Raw genomic sequence first — 18,713 nt, forward strand, 5'->3', positions numbered from 1 at the left:
GCGTCGATATATTGCAGCCATCGAATCCGGAGTGACCTCATGCCTTTGATCCGCGACAAAGTGGCCCAGATCGGCCTCAATCTCCCAGAGCCTGCCAACCCCGTGGCCAACTTCTCGGCCATACGCCGGGATGGTGACTTGCTCTACATCTCCGGCCAGATCGGAATCGAGCAGGGTCAGGCCACGCATTCCGGCGCCCTCGGCCCAGCGGACGTGGAACGTGGCTACGAGGCCGCTCGGGCAGCCGCTCTGCGGGTCCTGGCTCATATTTCTACGGTCTCCGAGAACTCTGGCTCCGTGCAGGCGGTGCTCAAAGTGACGGTGTTCATCGCCGCGATTCCCGAGTTCCGATACCACTCCCAGGTCGCCAACGGTGCGTCAGATCTGCTCGTTGAAGTCTTCGGCGACGCCGGGCGGCATGCGCGCTCCGCCGTGGGCGTCTCGTCGCTTCCCCTCGGCGCAGCAGTCGAGGTCGAAGCGCTGGTGCGCCTCGCTGGAGAGGAAGCATGACGGAGAATTTTGATGTTCAGGCGCTGCGTGCGGAAACGCCCGGCTGCTCACTGTCTGCGTTCTTCAATCACTCGGGCGCCTCGCTGCCTTCCGCCAGGACCACACGAGCCATCGCAACGCATCTCGACCGAGAGGCGCTGCACGGCGGCATGGAGGCGGCCGCTCTCGTCGAAACAGAGCTGACCGAAACCCGCCGGATGGCAGAAGCGTTGTTGGGAGCGCAGCAAAATGAAGTCGCCTATACCTCGAGCGCGTCGGCCGCAATCGGTTTGGCATTCGCGGCGATGCCTCCGTTGCAACGCGGGGATCGCATACTTGTCGGGCGGCACGAGTGGGGCGGGAACGTGTCGACGTACATGCATGCAGCAAACCGAGCCGGTGCGACGGTGGAGGTGATCCCGTGCAGGGAGGATGGCACTGTCGACGCCGAGGCCCTTGCGCGCATGGTCGATGAGAGGGTCCGACTCGTCTCGCTGACCTGGGTTCCAGCGAATGGTGGGCTCGTCAACGACGCCGAGGCAATCGGCCAAGTGACGAGTGCTGCTGGCGTTCCGTACTTCATCGACGCAGGCCAGGTTCTGGGCCAGATGCCGGTGGACGTGGAACGGCTGCGCTGCGACGTGCTCAAAGGGACCTGTCGGAAGTTCTTGCGCGGCCCTCGGGGCACGGCGCTGTTGTACGTGCGAAACGCCTTCGCCGAGACCCTGCGGCCGGTTTTTCTGGATGTGCAGTCCGGACCTTGGGGGATGGACGGCCCGAAGGTTAGGCGTGACGCACGCGCCTTCGAGACCATCGAAGGGTCGGTCGCCCTGATCATGGGCCTGCGTGAGGCCTTGCTCCAAGTCGAGGCAGTCGGTGTCGACCGCATTCAGGCCCGGGTCAAGAGGCTGGCGGATTCGCTTCGTGCCCAGCTTAGCGAGGTTCCCGGCGTGCTGGTACGCGACCTCGGCACGGAACGTTGTGGCCTCGTGTCGTTCACCGTTGAGGGTGCAGACTCTGCGATGATCAAACGAGAACTCGCTGCTCGGCACATCGTCGTCGGTGGAAATGGTGTGAGCTACACCCCCTACGACATGACCGCCCGCGGCCTCACGTCGATCGTGCGGGCGTCGGTGAGCTACCTCAATACGGAAGAAGAACTCGACGCACTGGTCCGTGCCGTCTCAACTCTCTAGTCGCTCATCTAGGAAGGCCCGACCCATGCCGCTCGCCCGGATCGACCTCTGCGCAGGCAAGCCTGATGCTTATCGCCGTCGGCTTGCCGACATCGTCTACGAGTCCATGCTTGACACGCTGAACGCCCCTCGAGACGACCAGTTCCAGGTGATCGCGCAGCATGCGCCAGGGGACGTCATCGCCAATCCCACCTACCTGGGCATCCAGCGTTCGAGCGACGTGGTGTTCATTCAGCTCTTCTTGCTCGCTGGGCGCAGCGTGGCGCAGAAGAAGGCGTTCTATGAAACGGTCGCCGAGACCCTGCATTGCGAGCTGGGAGTGCGCCGTGAGGATGTGTTCATCGGCCTCGTCGAGGTGACGCGGGAGAACTGGTCGTTTGGCAATGGACTGGCACAGTACGTGACAGAGTAAGGTTGTCAGCCGCGATGGCAATGTGCGATGCGTCGGCAACGGAAGCGTTGGGCGGCCCCCGGGGCATCAAGCCGCTCCTATCTCAAGGCTAGGAACAAGCTGCCTTTGACGCTTCACGGTCACTCACGCTTGACGCCCGAACGTCTCGGTCTAGTCTTCTGCTGTTGTCCTGTCCGCAGTGTGAACGACAGCAAGTGGCCCAATGCAGAGAGTCATCCAGATCACAACTGTCGCAAAAAGCAAGGCCCCGCAGGCATTCACCCGCGGGGCCTTTGTCTGTCCGCTGACTGGCGGCTCAACTCAGAGGTAGCTGTTGAGCAAGTTCTCAATCCGCTCCTGGCGGCCGGAGACAGGTTGCACGTCCACGTTCTGGTCCAACACGCGTTGGGCTACGGCATCCAGGCCGAGCTTGCCGGTCAGTACGTCCTGGCCGAAGCTGCCTTTCCAGCCGGCGTAGCGGTCTTCGGTCACTTGGGCGAATTTGCCGTCGGTGATCATCTTTTCGGCGATCAGCAGGGCGCGGGCCGATACGTCCATGCCGCCGATGTGGCCGTGGAAGATGTCTTCGGGGTCGATGCTCTGGCGGCGCACTTTGGCGTCAAAGTTCAAGCCGCCGGTGGTGAAGCCGCCGCCCTTCAAGATCAGGTACATCGCCAGCGCGGTCTCGGGGATGTTGTTGGGGAACTGGTCGGTGTCCCAGCCGCACTGCATGTCGCCGCGGTTCATGTCGATGGAGCCGAAGATGCCCAGATCAATCGCCGTAGCAATTTCATGCTCAAAGCTGTGGCCCGACAGGGTGGCGTGGTTGGCTTCGATGTTGACCTTGATTTCCTTCTCCAGGCCGTAGCGGCACAGGAAGCCGTAGACGGTGGCGGTGTCAAAGTCGTACTGGTGCTTGGAGGGTTCGCGGGGCTTGGGTTCGAGCAGGATGGTGCCCTTGAAGCCAATCTTGTGCTTGTACTCCACCACCATGTTCAGGAAGCGGCCCATCTGGTCCAGCTCGTGGCCCATGCGGGTGTTGAGCAGGGTTTCGTAGCCTTCGCGGCCGCCCCACAACACGTAGTTTTCGCCGCCCAGTTTCAGGGTGGCGTCCATGGCTTCTTTCACCTGCAAGGCGCCCATGGCAAAGATTTCGGGGTTGGGGTTGGTGGCGGCACCCGACATGAAGCGGCGGTGGCTGAACAGGTTGGCCGTACCCCACAGCAGCTTCATGCCGGTGGCTTGCTGCTTGGCGCCCAGGATGTCGACCATCTCGCGCAGGTTGTTCACGCTCTCACGCGGGGTGGCGCCTTCGGGGGCCACGTCACGGTCGTGGAAGCAGTAGTAGGGCGCGCCCAGCTTGGCAAAAAACTCAAACGCCACTTCGGCCTTAGCCTTGGCGGCGGCCATGGGGTCTGTCATGGCGTGCCAGGGGCGCTGGAAGGTGTCGCCACCAAACGGGTCCAGCCCGTTCCAGCAGAAGGTGTGCCAGTAGCAGACGGCAAAGCGCAGGTGCTCTTCCATGCGCTTGCCCAGGACCATGCGGTCTTTGTCGTACCACTTGAAGGCAAGTGGGTTGGTGGATTGCGCGCCCTCATAGGCGATGGGCTTTGTCACGGAGGGAAAGTAGTGGCTCATGGTGTATTCCTTGGGTGGTTTAGTTGTGTGGTCGAATTAAATAGTGGGTCTAACGCCCCGGTGGGCGTGGTGGTTCAGGTAGATTGGTACAGGCTGCGGAAGGTCGCGTAGCGCTCCAGCAGCAGGGTTTGTTCGGCGGCGATGGGGCGGTAGGTGGCTTCCACCTCGGGGCTCAGGCACACGTCGGCAGATGCAGCACCCGTAGCCAGCCAGCCCAGGCGTGCGGCACCCAGAGCACCGCCCACTGCCGAGCTGCCATGGGTGACGATGTCTACGTTCAGCGCGCTGGCCAGTTGTTGTGCCCAGAAGCTGCTGCGCGCACCGCCGCCTACCAGCGACAAGCGTTGCACGCTGCTGCCTGCGGCATTCAGCGCGGCCAGGCCGTCTTTGAGGCCGAAGGTCACGCCTTCAATGACGGCGTAGCCCAGGCGGGCGGCGTCGGTGTCAAAGCTCAGGCCGTGGAAGCTGCCGCGCACATTGGCATCGTTGTGCGGGGTGCGCTCGCCACCGAGGTAGGGCAAAAACAGGGGCGATGCGGCGCGCTGTGCCGCACTCAGGGCGCCGGCTTTTTCGGCCACCACACCCGCGTTGGGCGCGCCCAGTAGGTCGGTGACCCACTGCAGGCTGCTGGCGGCAGAGAGCATCACACTCATCTGGTGCCAGCGGCCCGGCACAGCGTGGCAAAACGCGTGCGTGGCGCTGGCCGCATTGGGCTGGTAGCTGGGCGTCACCACAAACAGCACACCGCTGGTGCCCAGCGACAAGAAGCCTTGGCCGCTGTCGACTGCGCCCATGCCCATGGCGCTGGCTGCGTTGTCGCCCGCGCCACCGGCTACCACGATGCCCTTGGGCAAGCCCAGCGCCTGGGCCACATCGGCTTTCAGGGTTCCGCTGGGGGCGCTGCCTTCCACCAGGCGCGGCATGTGGGCCTGGGTCAGGCCGGTGAGGGCCAGCAGGGCGTCGGACCAGGTGCGCTTCTGCACATCCAGCCACAGCGTGCCGCTGGCATCCGACATGTCGCTCACGTAGTCGCCGGTGAGCTTGAGGCGCACATAGTCTTTGGGCAGCAGCACCTTGGCGACCTGCTTAAAGATGGCAGGCTCATGTTTGGCCACCCAGCGCAGTTTGGGAGCGGTAAAGCCGGGCATGGCCAGGCTGCCGGCCAAATCGGTCAGGTCCGGCAGCTCGGCCATCATCTCGGTGCATTCCAGCGCGCAGCGGGTGTCGTTCCACAAAATGGCGGGGCGCAGCACCTGGTCTTGTGCATCCAGCAGCACGGCACCGTGCATCTGACCCGACAGGCCAATGGCCTGCACGGCGGCAAATTCTTGCGGGTGTGCAGCGCGCAGCTGCGCCAGGGCCGACTGCGTGGCGGCCCACCAGTCGTGCGGGTTTTGTTCGCTGTGGCCGGGGTGTGGGCGCTGCACGGTGAGGGCAGTGCCCGCCGAGCCGAGCACCCGGTGGTCGGGGGCCAAAAGCAGCACCTTCACTTCGGAGGTGCCAATATCAATACCAATAAACATGCGTTGTTATGCGGTGATGGTGGAGGAAGAAGAAATCTCGGCGGCCTCTGCAGCGCGGGCTGCAGGTGCTGGGGTTTTGGCGTGCATCGGTCGCAGGTCGTGGTGCAGCACCAGCGCTGCGGCGCCTACGGCGGACGCCAGCAAGCCGTAGCGCGCGGCGCGCACGGTAGGGGCTGCCATGCCGGCACTGGCGGCGTACGCCTGCAAGGTGTCTTGGGCGACTTGCACGATGCCGGGGTAGGTGTCGCACGAAGGGCCACCTACCACCAGTGTGCTGGGGTTGAAGGTGGTCCACAGGTTTTGCAGCACCACGCCCAAGTAGTGGCCGCCCCGGGCGGGGTCTGGCAGCTTGGCCAGCGCTCGGGCGCCAAAAAAGGTCTCGGCGCAGCCTTTGCGGCCACACGAGCACAGTGGCCCGTCGATCTGCAAAATGCTGTGGCCAATTTCGCCAGCCATGCCTTGCATGCCGGTAAACAGGCGGTCGTTGAGCACAATGCCCGCGCCCACACCGGCGCCGCAGGTCACAAAAATCAATGAGTCTTTGGCATCGCCCTCGGAAAACTCGTATTCGCTGAGCGCGGCGGTGTCGGCTTCGTTTTGCACATGCACGGCCACCGGGGGCACACTCGCTTGCGCCAGTGCGTGCGTAATGAGAGGGACAAAGTCCACATTGCGCCAGCCCAGGTTGGGGGCAAAGCGCAGCATGCCGGTGGCCTCGTCAAAGGCGCCTGGCAGGCCCACCCCCACACCGGCGAGCTGCACACTGCGCTGCAGCAGCTGCGCGTGGGTGCGTGCCACCAGGCGCGCAGTCTGGCGGCACACTTCTTCGGGTTGGGTGCCAAGCAGGGGTTCTTCCAGTGCACACAAGACTTGGCCGGTGAGCGACACGCCCACCACCCGCAGGGCTTCCACCGCCACTTCCACACCAATCATGCCGCGGCTGCGGCTGTCGATTTGCAGGGGCGTGGAGGGGCGGCCTAGGCCAGGGGCGGCGGTGGCGTCGGTTTCGGTGAGCCAACCTTCATCAATTAGCTCGCGCACCAGCAGGCTCACGGTGGATTTGGTGAGGCCACTTTCCACCGCGAGTTGGGCGCGCGAGAGCCCGCTTTGGCTGCGCAGCAGCCGCAGCAGCACGCTGCGGTTGATGCGTTTGACTAATTGTTGGTCGCCGGTCGTTTTCATGGTGGGGGAGGGGCCGCACTCACAGGCTGTGGGTTTGCGGCTTTCCTTCGGGTTGTTTGCCTGCGATGATCATTCCAAGGACTTCGTCCTCGTTGACATCGCTTGTGCGGTATGCACCCACCAATTTTCCATTTTTCATGACCGCCAATCGGTCACTGAGGCCAAAAACATCGGGCATGTCGTGCGTGATCAGGAAAATGCCTACGCCTTCGGCTTTGAGCTGCTTCACCAGGTTGCCCACCATCGCGGTTTCCTCGGGGCCCAAGGCGGCCGTCGGCTCGTCCATGATGAGGATCTTGGCGTTGAAGTAGATGGCCCTTGAGATGGCCACGACTTGGCGCTGCCCGCCCGAGAGGCGGCGCACCGGGGTGCGCACGTTCTTGAAGTTCTTGTTCAGGCGATGGAAGACCTTGCGGGCGTCCGCGTCCATGCGGTGGTCGTCCAGCGTGTTCCAGCGGGTCAACAGTTCGCGGCCCAAAAAGAGGTTGGCCACAGCGTCCAGGTTGTCGGCCAGAGCCAGCGTCTGGTAGATCGATTCGATACCGCAGCGCTGTGCATCCACGGGGGTGCGGATGTTTGCCTTCTCGCCGTTGATGAGCACCTCGCCGCTATCGATGGGGTAGGCACCGGCCAACATTTTCATGAGGGTGGATTTGCCTGCGCCGTTGTGGCCCAGCAGGGCCACCACTTCACCGGGGTAGAGCGTGAGGCTCACATCGTCCACCGCGTGTACACCACCGAAGGACTTGCCGATGTTGCGCATCTCCACCAGCGCCTGCTTTGTATTGCCCGCGCTCATACGGTGTCTCCTGTCATACGGCGGTAAACCACATCAAACACCACCGCAGCAATCAGCACCTGGCCGATGATCACGTAGCGCACCCCAATCGACACATCCAGCAGCAACATGCCGCTATCAATGCTTTGCATGATCAGCGCACCCAGCACCGATCCCAAAATCGAACCACTGCCACCGGCCAGCGCGGTCCCCCCAATCACGGCAGCCGCAATCACATACAGCTCCATGCTGGTGCCCAGCGAGTTGGTGCCCGCGTTGAGCCGTGCGATGGACACAATGGCGGCGATGGTGATGAGCACACCCATCAGCGCAAACAGCATGAGCGTGACCTTGCGCACCGGAATGCCCACCAGCGCGGCCGCTTCGGGGTTGCCGCCCATGGCAAACACATAGCGGCCAAAACGCGTGCGGTGCACGATGAATGAGAGCACCAGCGCCACAGCAGCCCAGATCAGCACGGGGATCGGAATGCCTTGCGGAGCGTCCTTGTTCATGATCTGGTAGTTGTTCATGGCGGTGACAAAACCCAGCACGATGGCCACGGGAACCAGCACGATCAGCGCGTCCAGCCACAAGGGGTTGTTGGGCACGTCATACGAGGCCTTGGCACGGCGCTTGGCCCACATCTGGACCACCAGGGCCAGCACAATAGCGCCGGCCAGTACCCAGCTGGCGGTGACGCCAATCGCACCGTCAAAACCACCGCCCAGGCGTTGGAAGAATTGGTCATTCACGGGTTGGGTTTTGCCGTCGGCCACCAGAAAGGCTGCACCGCGAAACGACATCAGGCCACCCAGCGTGACGACGAAGGAGGGAACGCCCAGCATGGCGGTGAGGGCGCCTTGGTACAGCGACACAGCAATGGCCACAGCCAGACCGGCCAGCGAGGCTTCGACCCAGTGCCAGCCGGCGGTGTACATCAGGGTGGCAATCAGCACGCCCACAAAGCCCATGACCGAGCCCACCGACAGGTCAATGTGGCGGGCCACGATGACCAGCACCACCACGGTGGCGACAACGCCCACCACGGCTGTTTGCTGGGCAATGTTGTACAGATTCTCGGGGGACATGAAGAGTCCGCCGGACAGGATGTTGAACACCAGGGCAATAGCTGCCAGCACGGTGCCCATCATCACCAGGCGCCAATCAATGGCCGCCTGCTTCAGGGAATTCAAAACGGGATTCACAAGCGTTCTCCGCAAGACATAAAAAAACCGCGGGCCGAACCCAGCCCGCGGTTGGAGGGCTTCAACTAACTCAGAGAGAAACGCAGATTACTTGCAAGCGGCCGGGCCCTTGGAAGCGTCTACACCTTTGCACAGATCATCTTTCTTGATCCAGCCAGCCTTGACCACCACATCGAGGTTCTTCGCGGTGATTGGAACGGGCTTCAAGAACTGGGCCTGCAGGGCCACTTTCTTCTCGCCACCGTTCCAAGTTTGGGCGGCAGCTACTTTTTGGCCCTTGGCCAGCACCACGGCAGCGGCAGCAGCGTCCCGACCCAGGTCACGGGCGTCTTTCCACACCGACACAGTCTGGCTGCCCAATGCCACGCGGTTCAGCGCAGCGTGGTCACCGTCCTGGCCAGAGACTGGAATGCCCTTGATGCCCTTGGCTGTCAATGCAGCCACCACACCACCAGCGGTACCGTCGTTGGAGGCCACCACGGCGTCAATCTTGCCGCCGGTCTTGGTGATGATTTGCTCCATATTCTTCTGGGCGACTTCGGGTTTCCAGCCGTCGGTGTATTCCTCGCCCACGATCTTGATATCGCCTTTTTTAACGGCGGCGTCAATGATTTCTTGTTGGCCACCGCGCAGGAAGTTGGCGTTGGGGTCGGTCGGCGAGCCCTTGATCATCACGTAGTTGCCCTTGGGCTTGGCTTCCAGAATGGCGCGGGCTTGCATACGGCCCACTTCCACGTTGTCGAAGGTGATGTAGAACACGCCGGGCGCTTCGATCAGGCGGTCATATGCGACCACAGGAATCTTCTGCTGGTTGGCCTTGTTCACCGCGGGCAGGATGGCGTCCTTGTCCATGGCCAGAATGATCAGTGCCTTGGCGCCTTTGGAGATCAGGCTGTCGATGTCAGCCAGTTGCTTCTCGGGGGAGCCACCTGCGTCCGCACTGATATAGGTCGCACCGTCTTTGGCCAGCTGGGCCTTGATGGCGGCTTCGTCAGTCTTCCAGCGTTCTTCCTGGAAGTTGGACCAGCTCACGCCCACGACTTGGGCAAATGCGCCAGCAGCAGCCAGGCTCAGGGCCAGGGCAGTCAGGGTTGTCTTCAGTTTCATTGCTTGTCTCCGGTGGATTGGCCTGTGTCAGGCCTATGGTTTTGGAAAGGCTTTTCAGAGCCATCGTGCTGCCTTAAATGCAACACATTGCATTTAGTAAGGACGACAAACTAATTGTTCGGGACTTGGCTTGTGGCGCGAATAGGGATAAACCCGACATAGTTTAATCATCGAACTTAATAAGATCGCCGGGTTCTTTCATTTTTCGCAAAGGATTGCCGCGTGCACCCTCTGGATTGGATTTCCCGGCCCGCCGTGCGCAGCGTGGTGGCTGGCTTGGGCCTGATGTCGGGCGCTTGGGCGGCCGATGCGCCCGCGCCCGCAACGCCCCGGTTTGCCGAAGAAACCGACATCGCTGGCCTGCAAAGCCGCTTTGAAGGCGAGGGTGAGTACATGGTGGGCGGTGGTGTGGCCACTTTCGATTGCGACGCTGATGGCCTGCCCGAGGTGTACGTGACCGCGGGTGTCAACAAAGCCAAGTTTCTGCGCAACCGCAGCACGCGGGGCGGTGCGCTCAAGTTGCAAGAAGAACGCTCGGGCCTGGAGCTGACCAATGCGGTAGGCGCCTACCCGCTGGACATCGACGGTGATGGCCAGACCGACTTGGTGGTGCTGCGCGTGGGTGAGGTGCAGGTGTTCAAGGGGCTGGGCCAATGCAAGTTCGAGCGCGCCAATGACGCCTGGACCATACGCACCGGCAATGGTTGGCACACCGCGTTTGCCGCCACCTGGGAGCAAGGCCAAAGCTGGCCCACGCTGGCCATTGGCACCTACACCGACCGCAGCAAACCAGAGTTCCCTTGGGGCAGCTGCACACCGGGTCTGCTGCTGCGCCCCAAAGAGGGGGGCGGTTACCAGCCTGCCACGCCCTTGGTGCCGGGCCACTGTGCGCTGTCCATGCTGTTTTCGGACTGGAATCGCTCGGGCACAGCTGCGCTGCGGGTCAGCAACGACCGTGAGTATTACAAGGGTGGTGAGGAGCAACTGTGGCAGTTGCCTGCGGGCGGCGCGCCTGCGCTGTACACCGCCGCCCAGGGCTGGAAGCCGTTGCAGATCTGGGGCATGGGCATTGCCAGCCACGACCTCAATGGTGATGGCTACCCCGAAGTGTTCTTGACCAGCATGTCCGACAACAAGCTGCAGACGCTCGAGGCGGGCGTGACCCAGCCGCGCTTCATCGATATAGCCTTCAAGCGCGGCGTCACCGCACACCGGCCCTACGTGGGCGGTGATGTGCACCCCAGCACCGCCTGGCACGCGCAGTTTGCCGACATGAACAACGATGGGCTGGCCGACCTGTTTGTGGTCAAAGGCAATGTGTCCACCATGCCCGACTTCGCCACGCTGGACCCCAACAATCTGCTGCTGCAAAAGGTCGATGGCAATTTTGTGGAAGCCGGCAGCCAGGCGGGCTTGGCCAGCTTCAAGCGCGGGCGCGGCGGCATGGTGGTGGACCTGAATGGTGACGGTTTGTTGGACGTGGTCGTGGTGAATCGCTGGGACAAGGCCCAGCTCTGGCGCCAGACCAGCAGCGGCGCACCTGCAGAGGCCAGCCACTGGCTGCAACTGCGCCTGCAACAGCCCGCAGCTAACCGCGATGCGGTGGGCGCCTGGGTGGAAGTGAAGCTGGGTGAGGGGGATGCGACCCGCGTGATTCGGCAGGAGCTCACGGTGGGCGGCGGTCACGCCAGCGGCCACCTGGGTTGGATGCACTTTGGCCTGGGCGCAGCAGAGGCTGTGCAGGTGCGGGTGCAATGGCCGCACGGCGGCTGGAGCGACTGGCTGCCCGCCAAGGCCGGCGCTTTCTACACCCTCAGCCCCCAAGGCCTTGTGAATTGGAAAGCCCCATGAAACACCGATTGCTCTCCCTGTGTCTGGCTGGAGTCTGCGTTTGGGCCGGTGGGCCCTTGGCCGCGCAGGCGCAGCAGCCCACCCCTGCGGCCCGCCCGGCCAGCGCCTTCAGTGCGAGTGTGGCCACCGAATGGTTCAACCTGGTCTTGTTGCTCACCCAGCAGACACCGGGATACAGCCCGCCCGTGGCCTCGCGGGCCTTGGCGTATCTGGGGCTCACGCTGTACGAGTCGGTGGTGCCCGGCATGCCGCAGCACCAAAGCTTGGCAGGCCAGCTCAACGAGCTGCAGTCCCTGCCCTGGGCCCAGCCCGATGAGGTGCTGCACTGGCCCACGGTGGCCAACGCATCCATGGCGACCATGACGCGCATGATGTTCCCCACCGCCAGCGCCGAGAACAAGACCCGGATCGACCTGCTGGAGCGCAGTCTGCCGCTCAAGTACAGCCAGGACTTTGACCCCAACACGGTCACGCCAGAGATCACCAACCGTTCGGAAACTTTTGGCAAGCTCATGGCCATGGCGATCATGACCTGGGCCCGGACCGACGGTGGCCACGAGGCCTGGGGCCCGCTGCGCCGCAGCCAGCAAAACTATGTGCCGCCGAGCGGTGAAGGCCAGTGGTCGGCTACACCGCCTGCGTTTGCTGCAGCGCTGTTGCCTTGGTGGGGAGACGTGCGGCCCTTTGTGTTGAAAACTGGCAGCAGCTGCGCTGCGCCGCCGCATCCCCCGTATTCAGAGAGCCCTGGGTCGGCCTTTTACAAAGAGGCACAAGAGGTCTACCAGGTGAGCAACAAGGCCACCCAAGAGCAGCGCCAGGTGTCGCTGTACTGGGCCGATGACCCACTCAAGACCCCCACGCCAGCGGGCCACTGGGCCTACATTGCCAACGACTTGCTGAAGTCGCAAAAAGCGGACTTGGCCAAGGCGGCCCACACCATGGTGCGCCTGAACCTGGCCATGGCCGACGCATTTATTGCAGGCTGGAAAACCAAATACACCGCCAACCTGTTGCGTCCAGTCACCTATGTGCAACTGGTGATCGACAGCAACTGGGTCCCCACGCTGATGCACACGCCACCGTTTCCCGAATACCCGTCTGGCCACTCCGTGCAGTCCAGCGCGGCGGCTGGAGTGCTGGAGCAGGTGTTTGGTGCCAACCAGCCGTTTACCGACAACACCCACAACGACCGGGGCTGGGGGCCGCGCACTTTTGCGAGTTTCCGCGTGGCGGCCGACGAGGCGGCGATTTCGCGCATGTACGCAGGCATCCACTTCCGCAGTGGCATTGAGGGTGGCAAGGTGCAGGGGCGCTGCGTGGCCCAGCAGGTGCTGGCGCTCAAGCTGGCGCGTTGAGGCCAACGCAGAGCCTGCTAGGCCTGCACCACGATGGGAAATTCGGCGCGCAGGCCGTTTGCGGAGGGGCTGAAGGTACGTGTCAGGGCGGCCCGCTCCTGCTCGTCGAGGCGTCGCCACAGGGCGTCGCGGTCGTTTCCGGGCTCGCCCGCCACATAGAGTTGTGTGGTTAGAAGCTCCTTGCGGTCGAGCTTCACTTTTACATGGATGTGGGGCGTGCGCCCGGTGTAGGGCGCTGGCCTCATGGTGCGAAAGCGGTAGCGGCCGTCTTTGCCAACTGCCACCGAGCCGAAGCCCTGAAAACTGGGGTCCGCTTTGTTGCCGTCGCGGGGGTGGTGGTAGTGGCCCTCGTGGTCACACTGCCAGATTTCAACCACCGCGCCAGACACCGGCACACCTTTCGTGTCGGTCACCACCCCCTCTACCCAAGCGACCTGTGCTTTGTTGTAGACCGCGCTACCGTTGCGCAACAGATCAAAGTCGTTGTCGCTGGGCAGGGCAATGGGGTAATAGGGCCCTTCGGTCTGGCTGGGCGTGGGTCGCAGGGCCGTCTGCGCCCATGCGGGGCTGAGCCAAGCGGAGGCACCCGTAACGGCAAAAATGCCTGCACCATGGGCCAGCAACGAGCGGCGGGATGGCGGGTTGGCGTCATGCATGGCGGAATCCTGAAAAATGGACGACTGGCCCCGCGAGGGGCATCAGACTACAAGCATCCGAATACGCAGAAACCGGAAAGTTCCACGCTTTGCCAAATCTGAGTGCCTTGGCGCCACGGTTCCGTAGCGCGGGGCTCAGCCTTCGCCCACTCCAATGGGCGCGGGCGCCCGCATCACGATGCGGGTGAACAGCCGGTCGAAAGCCGGATCGCGCGGATGTTGGCCGGTGAGCGGGTCGCAGTTGTTGGCAAAGGCCGCGTCCAACTCTGCCCAATCGGCATCGCCCAGCACGGCTTGCGCTACGGGCAGGATGGCAGTTTCTTCCAGCTTCATGTGGGCCAGGTAGGCGGCCACATAGCGGCGCACCGCGGCATCAAATGCGGCGTGGCGGCTTTCGCCCAGCAACTCCCAGGCCAGCAGCAGGTGTTGCAGCTCGCGCACGGCGGCTTCGCTGTGGGCGTGGTCTTTTTCCAGCTGGGTCACGGCTTCCATGGTCTGGGGCGCCAGGCGCACCACGCGCGGAAACAGCAGGTCCGACTCCTTGGGGTGGTGTAAACGCTCGGGGAATTCGTCGATGTAGAACAGCATGGCGCGCAGCACGTCAAAAAAGCGCTCGGGCTCATCACCGGGCCCACGGTCCAGCATGAGCAGCAGCGACTGCAGCATGGCGGCCAAGGCGGCGTGTTCGTCTTTGATGGTTTGCAGGCTGCTGCGGGGCATGGCGTGTCTCCGGTGATTTTGGTGAGAGCTTCCCACGCGCGGTGCCCGGTGAGCTTGATGCAGGTCAACGGCTGTGCACGGTTCAAATGGCGCCGTTACCATCTCTGGTGTGCGCCACCCGGCGCGGTACCGACGCTTTTACCTCCAGACCCGCCATGACCCCACTACCCCCCCGAATCCTGCCCTGGTTGCGCCGCCTGGCCTATGCGCTGGGTGCGCTGGTTTTGCTGTGGGGGCTGGCCTGGGCGCTGCTGCCTTCCATCGCAAAGAGCCAGGCCCAAACCCGGCTGTCGGCCCTGCTGGGCCGCGCGGTGTCGATTGGGGCTATTGAGTTTGCGCCCTGGTCGCTGGAGCTCACGGTGCGCGACTTGGCGGTGGCCAAGGCGGATGGCAGCGGGCCGCAGTTCAGCGTGGCGCGCGTCTATGTGGATGCCGAACTCCAGTCCTTGCTGCGCTTGGCGCCGGTGGTGGACGCCGTGGCGGTGGAGGCGCCCACGCTGCACCTCACCCACACGGGCAAAGGGCAGTACGACATTGACGACATCGTGCAGCGCCTGCAGGCACCCTCGGACGCTCCCGCAGGGGACCCGCTGCGCTTTGCGGTGTACAACGTCACCCTCAGCCGCGGCAGCGTGGACTACACCGACCAGTCGCTACAAGGCCCGCCGCGCCAGCACACGCTGCGCGAGCTGCAGCTCAATGTGCCGTTTTTGAGCAACTTTGATTCCAAGCGCGATGTGCTGGTGGAGCCCCGTCTGGCTTTTGTCCTCAATGGCAGCGCGTTTGACACGGCTGCCCAAGGTACCCCTTTTGCCCAAACCCGCAAGGGTGAGGCGCAACTCAAGATCAGCCAGTTCGACCTCAAGCCCTATCTGCCTTACCTGCCTGCGGGCCTGCCGGTGCAGCCGCAAAGTGCGGTGGTGGATGCAGAGCTCAAGATCGGCTTTGTGCAGCAGCCACAAACGGCGGTCACGCTGTCGGGTGTGGTCACTGTGGGCCAGTTGGCTGTCGCCGATGCCGCTGGTGCCCCCCTGCTGTCGCTGGACACGGTGCGCACCGAGCTGGTCGATGTACGTCCACTGGAACAGCAGGTGACGCTGGGCGCGGTAGAGATTACCAACCCGCGCCTGCAGGTGCAGCGCGCGCGCAACGGCCGCCTGAATCTGGAGCTGGCTAGTGCAGGTGCTGCCAAAAATGCTCCTAAAACAGAAGCTACTCGCGCAGAATCCACGGGGTCTAAAGGCCAAAAAGACTCAAAAATACCGGTGACCGCCAAGCCATGGGCCTTGGCGCTAGAGCGCCTGGCGCTGCGCGGCGGACGTCTGGATTGGCAGGATCAACAGACCCCCGCCAAGCTGGCCCTCACCGACCTGGAACTCAGCGCACAGGGCCTGCACTGGCCCTTGGAGAAGCCGGTGCAAGCAGAACTCAGCGCCAACCTGCCTGCGGGCAAGACCAGCGCGCGCCTGAGCATGCAGGCAGAGGGCACCGACCAGCAGGGTCGTGCCCAAGCCACGGTCAATGGCCTGGCATTAGCGCTGGCTGATCCCTACCTGTCTGCCTGGCTGCAGCCCACGGTGCGCGGGACGCTGGATGCCGAACTGGGCGCCACGTGGGCCGGCGACCAGCTGCAGGCTACGGTGAAAAAACTGGCCGTGCGCGACGCTGGCCTGGTGGCCAGCAAGGCCATGGTGGCTGCGGCCCCCACGCGAACGACGCGCAACTCTGAGAGCCCCAGCTCCCAGGATCTGCCCAAGTTCAAGCTGCTTGAGCTGAGTGATGCCCAGGTGGACGTGGCCGCCCGCAGTGCCCGTGTGGGCAAGCTGCTGCTGGCTGGCGCCAGCAGCGGTGTGCGCCGCGAGACAGACGGGACCTGGATGTTTGAGCGCTGGCTGAAGACGGCTACTGAGGCTGCGCCCAGTGCTCCTGCCATCCCGGCTGCCACTGCGCACGCTGCTACACCGTGGAAAGTGGTGCTGGGCGAGCTGCAACTGCAAGACGCCAGTTTGCAATTCACCGACCGGGTGAATACACGCCCGGTGCGACTGGACGTGTCAGCCCTGAACCTGCAGGCCAAAGGAGCTGCGCTCGATGGCAAGAAGCCGGTGCCGGTGACGCTCAGCGCCCGCGTCAAGTCCGGTCAGGCCGAGGCTGGCAGCCTGCGCTATCAAGGCACCGTGGCCTGGGAGCCTGTGCTGGCCCAGGGCACGTTGGAGCTTGTGGAGCTGCCAGTGCACGCGCTGGCACCGTATGGAGCCAGCCAGGTGAATCTGGATGTTCTGCGGGCCGATGCCAGCTTCAAGGGCCAGCTGCGCTTTGCCAGCACGGCCAAGGGGCCAGAGCTCGCCCTCAAGGGCGATGCGCAGCTGGAAGATTTCCGGGCCAACACCGTGCAAGGCGCAGCCGGCAGTTTTGCCGAAGAACTGCTGAGCTGGAAGTCACTCAACGTGCCTGGCATCGACCTGGCCATGGCGCCCGGCACCGCCACCCGCGTGAGCGTGCGTGAGGCGGCACTGTCCGACTTTTATGCCCGCCTCATCGTCAACCCCAATGGCCGCCTGAACCTGCAAGACCTGGGCAAAACCCCGGCCCAGGCCGATGCCGCCGCCAGTGCGCCAGCCGGTGCCACAGCTTCGGCCCCCGCACCTGCTGTATCCGCTGACGCCAGTGCCAACGCCAGCCCCGAAGCCATCATCACCATGGGCCCCATCAGCCTGGTCAACGGCCGGGTGCTCTTCTCCGACCGCTTTATCCAGCCCAACTACACGGCCAACCTGAGCGACCTGACCGGCAAGCTCAGCCAGTTCTCCAGCCAGCCCGCGAATGGTGTGGTGCAGCTGGCCGATCTGGAACTGCGTGGCCGTGCCGAGGGCACGGCTTCGCTGGAGATCACCGGCAAGCTCAACCCGCTGGCCAAACCGCTGGCGCTGGACATTGCGGGTAAGGTGCGCGACCTGGAGCTGTCGCCGCTCTCGCCCTATGCCGTCAAGTACGCGGGCTACGGCATTGAGCGCGGCAAGCTCAGCCTGGATGTGCGTTACACCGTGCAACCCGATGGCCAGCTCACCGCCACCAACAAGCTGGTACTCAACCAGCTGACCTTTGGCGACAAGGTGGACGGCGCGCCCAACAGCCTGCCGGTTAAGCTGGCGGTGACCCTGCTGGCCGACCGCAATGGTGTGATTGACCTAGACCTGCCCATCAGCGGCTCGCTCAACGACCCGCAGTTCCGCATCGGCCCGGTGATCTGGAAGGTGGTGACCAACCTGGTGGCCAAGGCCATCACGGCACCGTTCAGCTTGCTGGCCAACGCATTGGGCGGCGCAGGCAGTTCGGAACTGAGCACCGTGGCCTTTGCGCCCGGTAGTGGCGTGTTGACCGACTCCGCCAAAGCTGGCCTGGACAAGGTGGCCAAGGCCTTGGTGGACCGCCCCGGTTTGCGTCTGACCGTGCAAGGCACGGCCAACGTGGAGGCTGAGTACGGAGCCATCAAGCGCGAACGCCTCAAGGGTCTGCTGCTGGCCGAAAAGCGCCGTCGCACCACAGCCCAGGGACAAGATGCGGCGGCAGTGGCCAGCTACAGCGCCGAAGAAATGCCGGTGCTGTTACGCGCGGTCTACCGCCGCGCCGACATCACCAAACCACGCAACCTGGTGGGCCTGACCAAAGACATCGAAGTGCCCGACATGGAGGCCCTGCTGCTGGCCAACATCACGGTCAACGACGAGGCCGCGCGTGAGCTCGCGCTGCAGCGTGGTGTCGTGGTCAAGGACTACCTGGCTGCCAAACAGGTGAATGCCGAGCGCCTGTTTCTGGGGGCGGTGAAAACCGGTGGCGCAGCGGCCGAGGCCAAGCCACAAGCCGAACTCAACTTGGCTAGCCCATAGGAGCATGCCGGATGTACCAGCCCAGCCACTTTGAAGAAACCCGCACCGGGGTGTTGTATGCCTTGCTGCGCAGTCACCCGCTGGCCACATTGGTCACACGCACTGCACAAGGGATAGAGGCCAATCACATCCCCTTGCTGTTGCGCACCGAGGGTGTGGACCGACCCGTACTGGTGGGCCACGTCGCGCGGGCCAACCCACTGTGGCGTGAGACCGATCTGGCCACACCGGTGCTGGCGATCTTTCAGGGCCCGCAGCACTACATCAGCCCTGGCTGGTACGCCAGCAAGGCGGAGCATGGCAAGGTCGTGCCCACTTGGAACTACGCAGTGGTCCACGCCAAGGGCCTGTTGCGGGTGCATGACGATGCGACCTGGATTCGCCAGCAGATGCAAGACCTGACCACCCAACAAGAAGCGCCGATGCCAACGCCCTGGTCTGTGGAAGATGCCCCGCGCGATTACACCGACCGCCTGATCTCCGCGGTGGTGGGCATTGAAATTGCCCTCGACAGCCTGGTGGGCAAATGGAAGGTGAGCCAGAACCAGCCCGCTGCCAACCAGGCTAGCGTGCAGCAGGGGCTGCACGGCCTGGGCACCGATGCCGCTGCCACGATGGCAGGGCTGGTGGAAGGCTTTGGCGTGAGCGGCACGTGAGGGCATAGTCCATTTGGGCTATTGGTCCGGAGCGGGCCTGTGGGTACGATGCTGGTCGTAGTCACACGATGCTCCA

At 63.7% G+C, this 18,713-nt stretch carries 15 protein-coding genes; 7 read left to right on the forward strand and 8 right to left on the reverse strand.

Annotation, left to right across the window (positions count from 1 at the left end):
* Positions 1–39: 39 nt before the first annotated feature.
* Genes CHU94_RS17765 through CHU94_RS17775 form a run of 3 tightly spaced genes read left to right on the forward strand, consistent with a single transcriptional unit; the run spans position 40 to position 2,097 of the window.
* Positions 40–510: a RidA family protein gene (locus tag CHU94_RS17765; protein WP_094482323.1), complete on the forward strand. Its 471-nt coding sequence runs from the start codon at positions 40–42 to the stop codon at positions 508–510.
* Complete coding sequence (locus tag CHU94_RS17770) at positions 507–1,685, forward strand: aminotransferase class V-fold PLP-dependent enzyme (protein WP_094482325.1); 1,179 nt, start codon at positions 507–509, stop codon at positions 1,683–1,685. Before CHU94_RS17765 ends, CHU94_RS17770 begins: the two co-directional genes overlap by 4 nt.
* Positions 1,686–1,710: 25 nt before the next feature.
* A complete protein-coding gene (locus tag CHU94_RS17775) occupies positions 1,711–2,097 on the forward strand; it encodes a tautomerase family protein (protein ID WP_094482327.1) in 387 nt (128 codons plus the stop codon).
* 300 nt (positions 2,098–2,397) lie between these two features.
* Here CHU94_RS17775 and xylA read toward each other — a convergent pair whose 3' ends face one another.
* The 6 genes from xylA to xylF all read right to left on the reverse strand — a co-directional run bounded on the left by xylA (position 2,398) and on the right by xylF (position 9,512).
* Positions 2,398–3,714, reverse strand: a complete 1,317-nt coding sequence (gene xylA / locus CHU94_RS17780) for a xylose isomerase (RefSeq protein ID WP_094482329.1) — start codon at positions 3,712–3,714, stop codon at positions 2,398–2,400.
* Between the two features lie 74 nt (positions 3,715–3,788).
* Positions 3,789–5,237, reverse strand: a complete 1,449-nt coding sequence (gene xylB / locus CHU94_RS17785) for a xylulokinase (RefSeq protein WP_094482331.1) — start codon at positions 5,235–5,237, stop codon at positions 3,789–3,791.
* A gap of 6 nt (positions 5,238–5,243) precedes the next feature.
* Positions 5,244–6,419 carry an ROK family transcriptional regulator gene (locus CHU94_RS17790; RefSeq protein ID WP_094482333.1) on the reverse strand — a complete coding sequence of 392 codons (1,176 nt, stop codon included), beginning with the start codon at positions 6,417–6,419 and terminating at the stop codon, positions 5,244–5,246.
* 19 nt (positions 6,420–6,438) lie between these two features.
* Positions 6,439–7,218: an ATP-binding cassette domain-containing protein gene (locus CHU94_RS17795; RefSeq protein ID WP_094482335.1), complete on the reverse strand. Its 780-nt coding sequence runs from the start codon at positions 7,216–7,218 to the stop codon at positions 6,439–6,441.
* Positions 7,215–8,351, reverse strand: coding sequence for a sugar ABC transporter permease (locus tag CHU94_RS17800; RefSeq protein WP_094482863.1), 1,137 nt, complete (start codon positions 8,349–8,351; stop codon positions 7,215–7,217). The genes CHU94_RS17795 and CHU94_RS17800 overlap by 4 nt, the downstream gene beginning before the upstream one ends.
* 141 nt (positions 8,352–8,492) lie before the next feature.
* Complete coding sequence (gene xylF / locus CHU94_RS17805; protein ID WP_094482337.1) at positions 8,493–9,512, reverse strand: D-xylose ABC transporter substrate-binding protein; 1,020 nt, start codon at positions 9,510–9,512, stop codon at positions 8,493–8,495.
* A 222-nt stretch (positions 9,513–9,734) separates the two neighbouring features.
* Here xylF and CHU94_RS17810 point away from each other — a divergent pair, with 222 nt between their 5' ends.
* Entirely contained in the window at positions 9,735–11,363 is a 1,629-nt protein-coding gene (locus CHU94_RS17810) for a CRTAC1 family protein (RefSeq protein ID WP_255034025.1), read from the forward strand.
* A complete protein-coding gene (locus tag CHU94_RS17815) occupies positions 11,360–12,718 on the forward strand; it encodes a vanadium-dependent haloperoxidase (protein ID WP_176452076.1) in 1,359 nt (452 codons plus the stop codon). Before CHU94_RS17810 ends, CHU94_RS17815 begins: the two co-directional genes overlap by 4 nt.
* Positions 12,719–12,735: 17 nt before the next feature.
* Here CHU94_RS17815 and CHU94_RS17820 read toward each other — a convergent pair whose 3' ends face one another.
* Positions 12,736–13,374: a protocatechuate 3,4-dioxygenase gene (locus CHU94_RS17820; RefSeq protein ID WP_094482341.1), complete on the reverse strand. Its 639-nt coding sequence runs from the start codon at positions 13,372–13,374 to the stop codon at positions 12,736–12,738.
* 135 nt (positions 13,375–13,509) lie between these two features.
* Positions 13,510–14,094, reverse strand: a complete 585-nt coding sequence (locus tag CHU94_RS17825) for a hemerythrin domain-containing protein (protein WP_094482343.1) — start codon at positions 14,092–14,094, stop codon at positions 13,510–13,512.
* A gap of 155 nt (positions 14,095–14,249) precedes the next feature.
* On the opposite strand from CHU94_RS17825, the gene CHU94_RS17830 reads away from it, so the two are divergent.
* Together CHU94_RS17830 and CHU94_RS17835 are read left to right on the forward strand one after the other, a co-directional pair.
* Entirely contained in the window at positions 14,250–17,981 is a 3,732-nt protein-coding gene (locus tag CHU94_RS17830) for a DUF748 domain-containing protein (RefSeq protein ID WP_094482345.1), read from the forward strand.
* Positions 17,982–17,992: 11 nt separating this feature from the next.
* A complete protein-coding gene (locus CHU94_RS17835; protein ID WP_094482347.1) occupies positions 17,993–18,637 on the forward strand; it encodes an FMN-binding negative transcriptional regulator in 645 nt (214 codons plus the stop codon).
* Positions 18,638–18,713 lie beyond the last annotated feature (76 nt).

The organism is Rhodoferax sp. TH121 (assembly GCF_002251855.1).
In the GTDB taxonomy this organism is placed as follows: domain Bacteria; phylum Pseudomonadota; class Gammaproteobacteria; order Burkholderiales; family Burkholderiaceae_C; genus Allorhodoferax.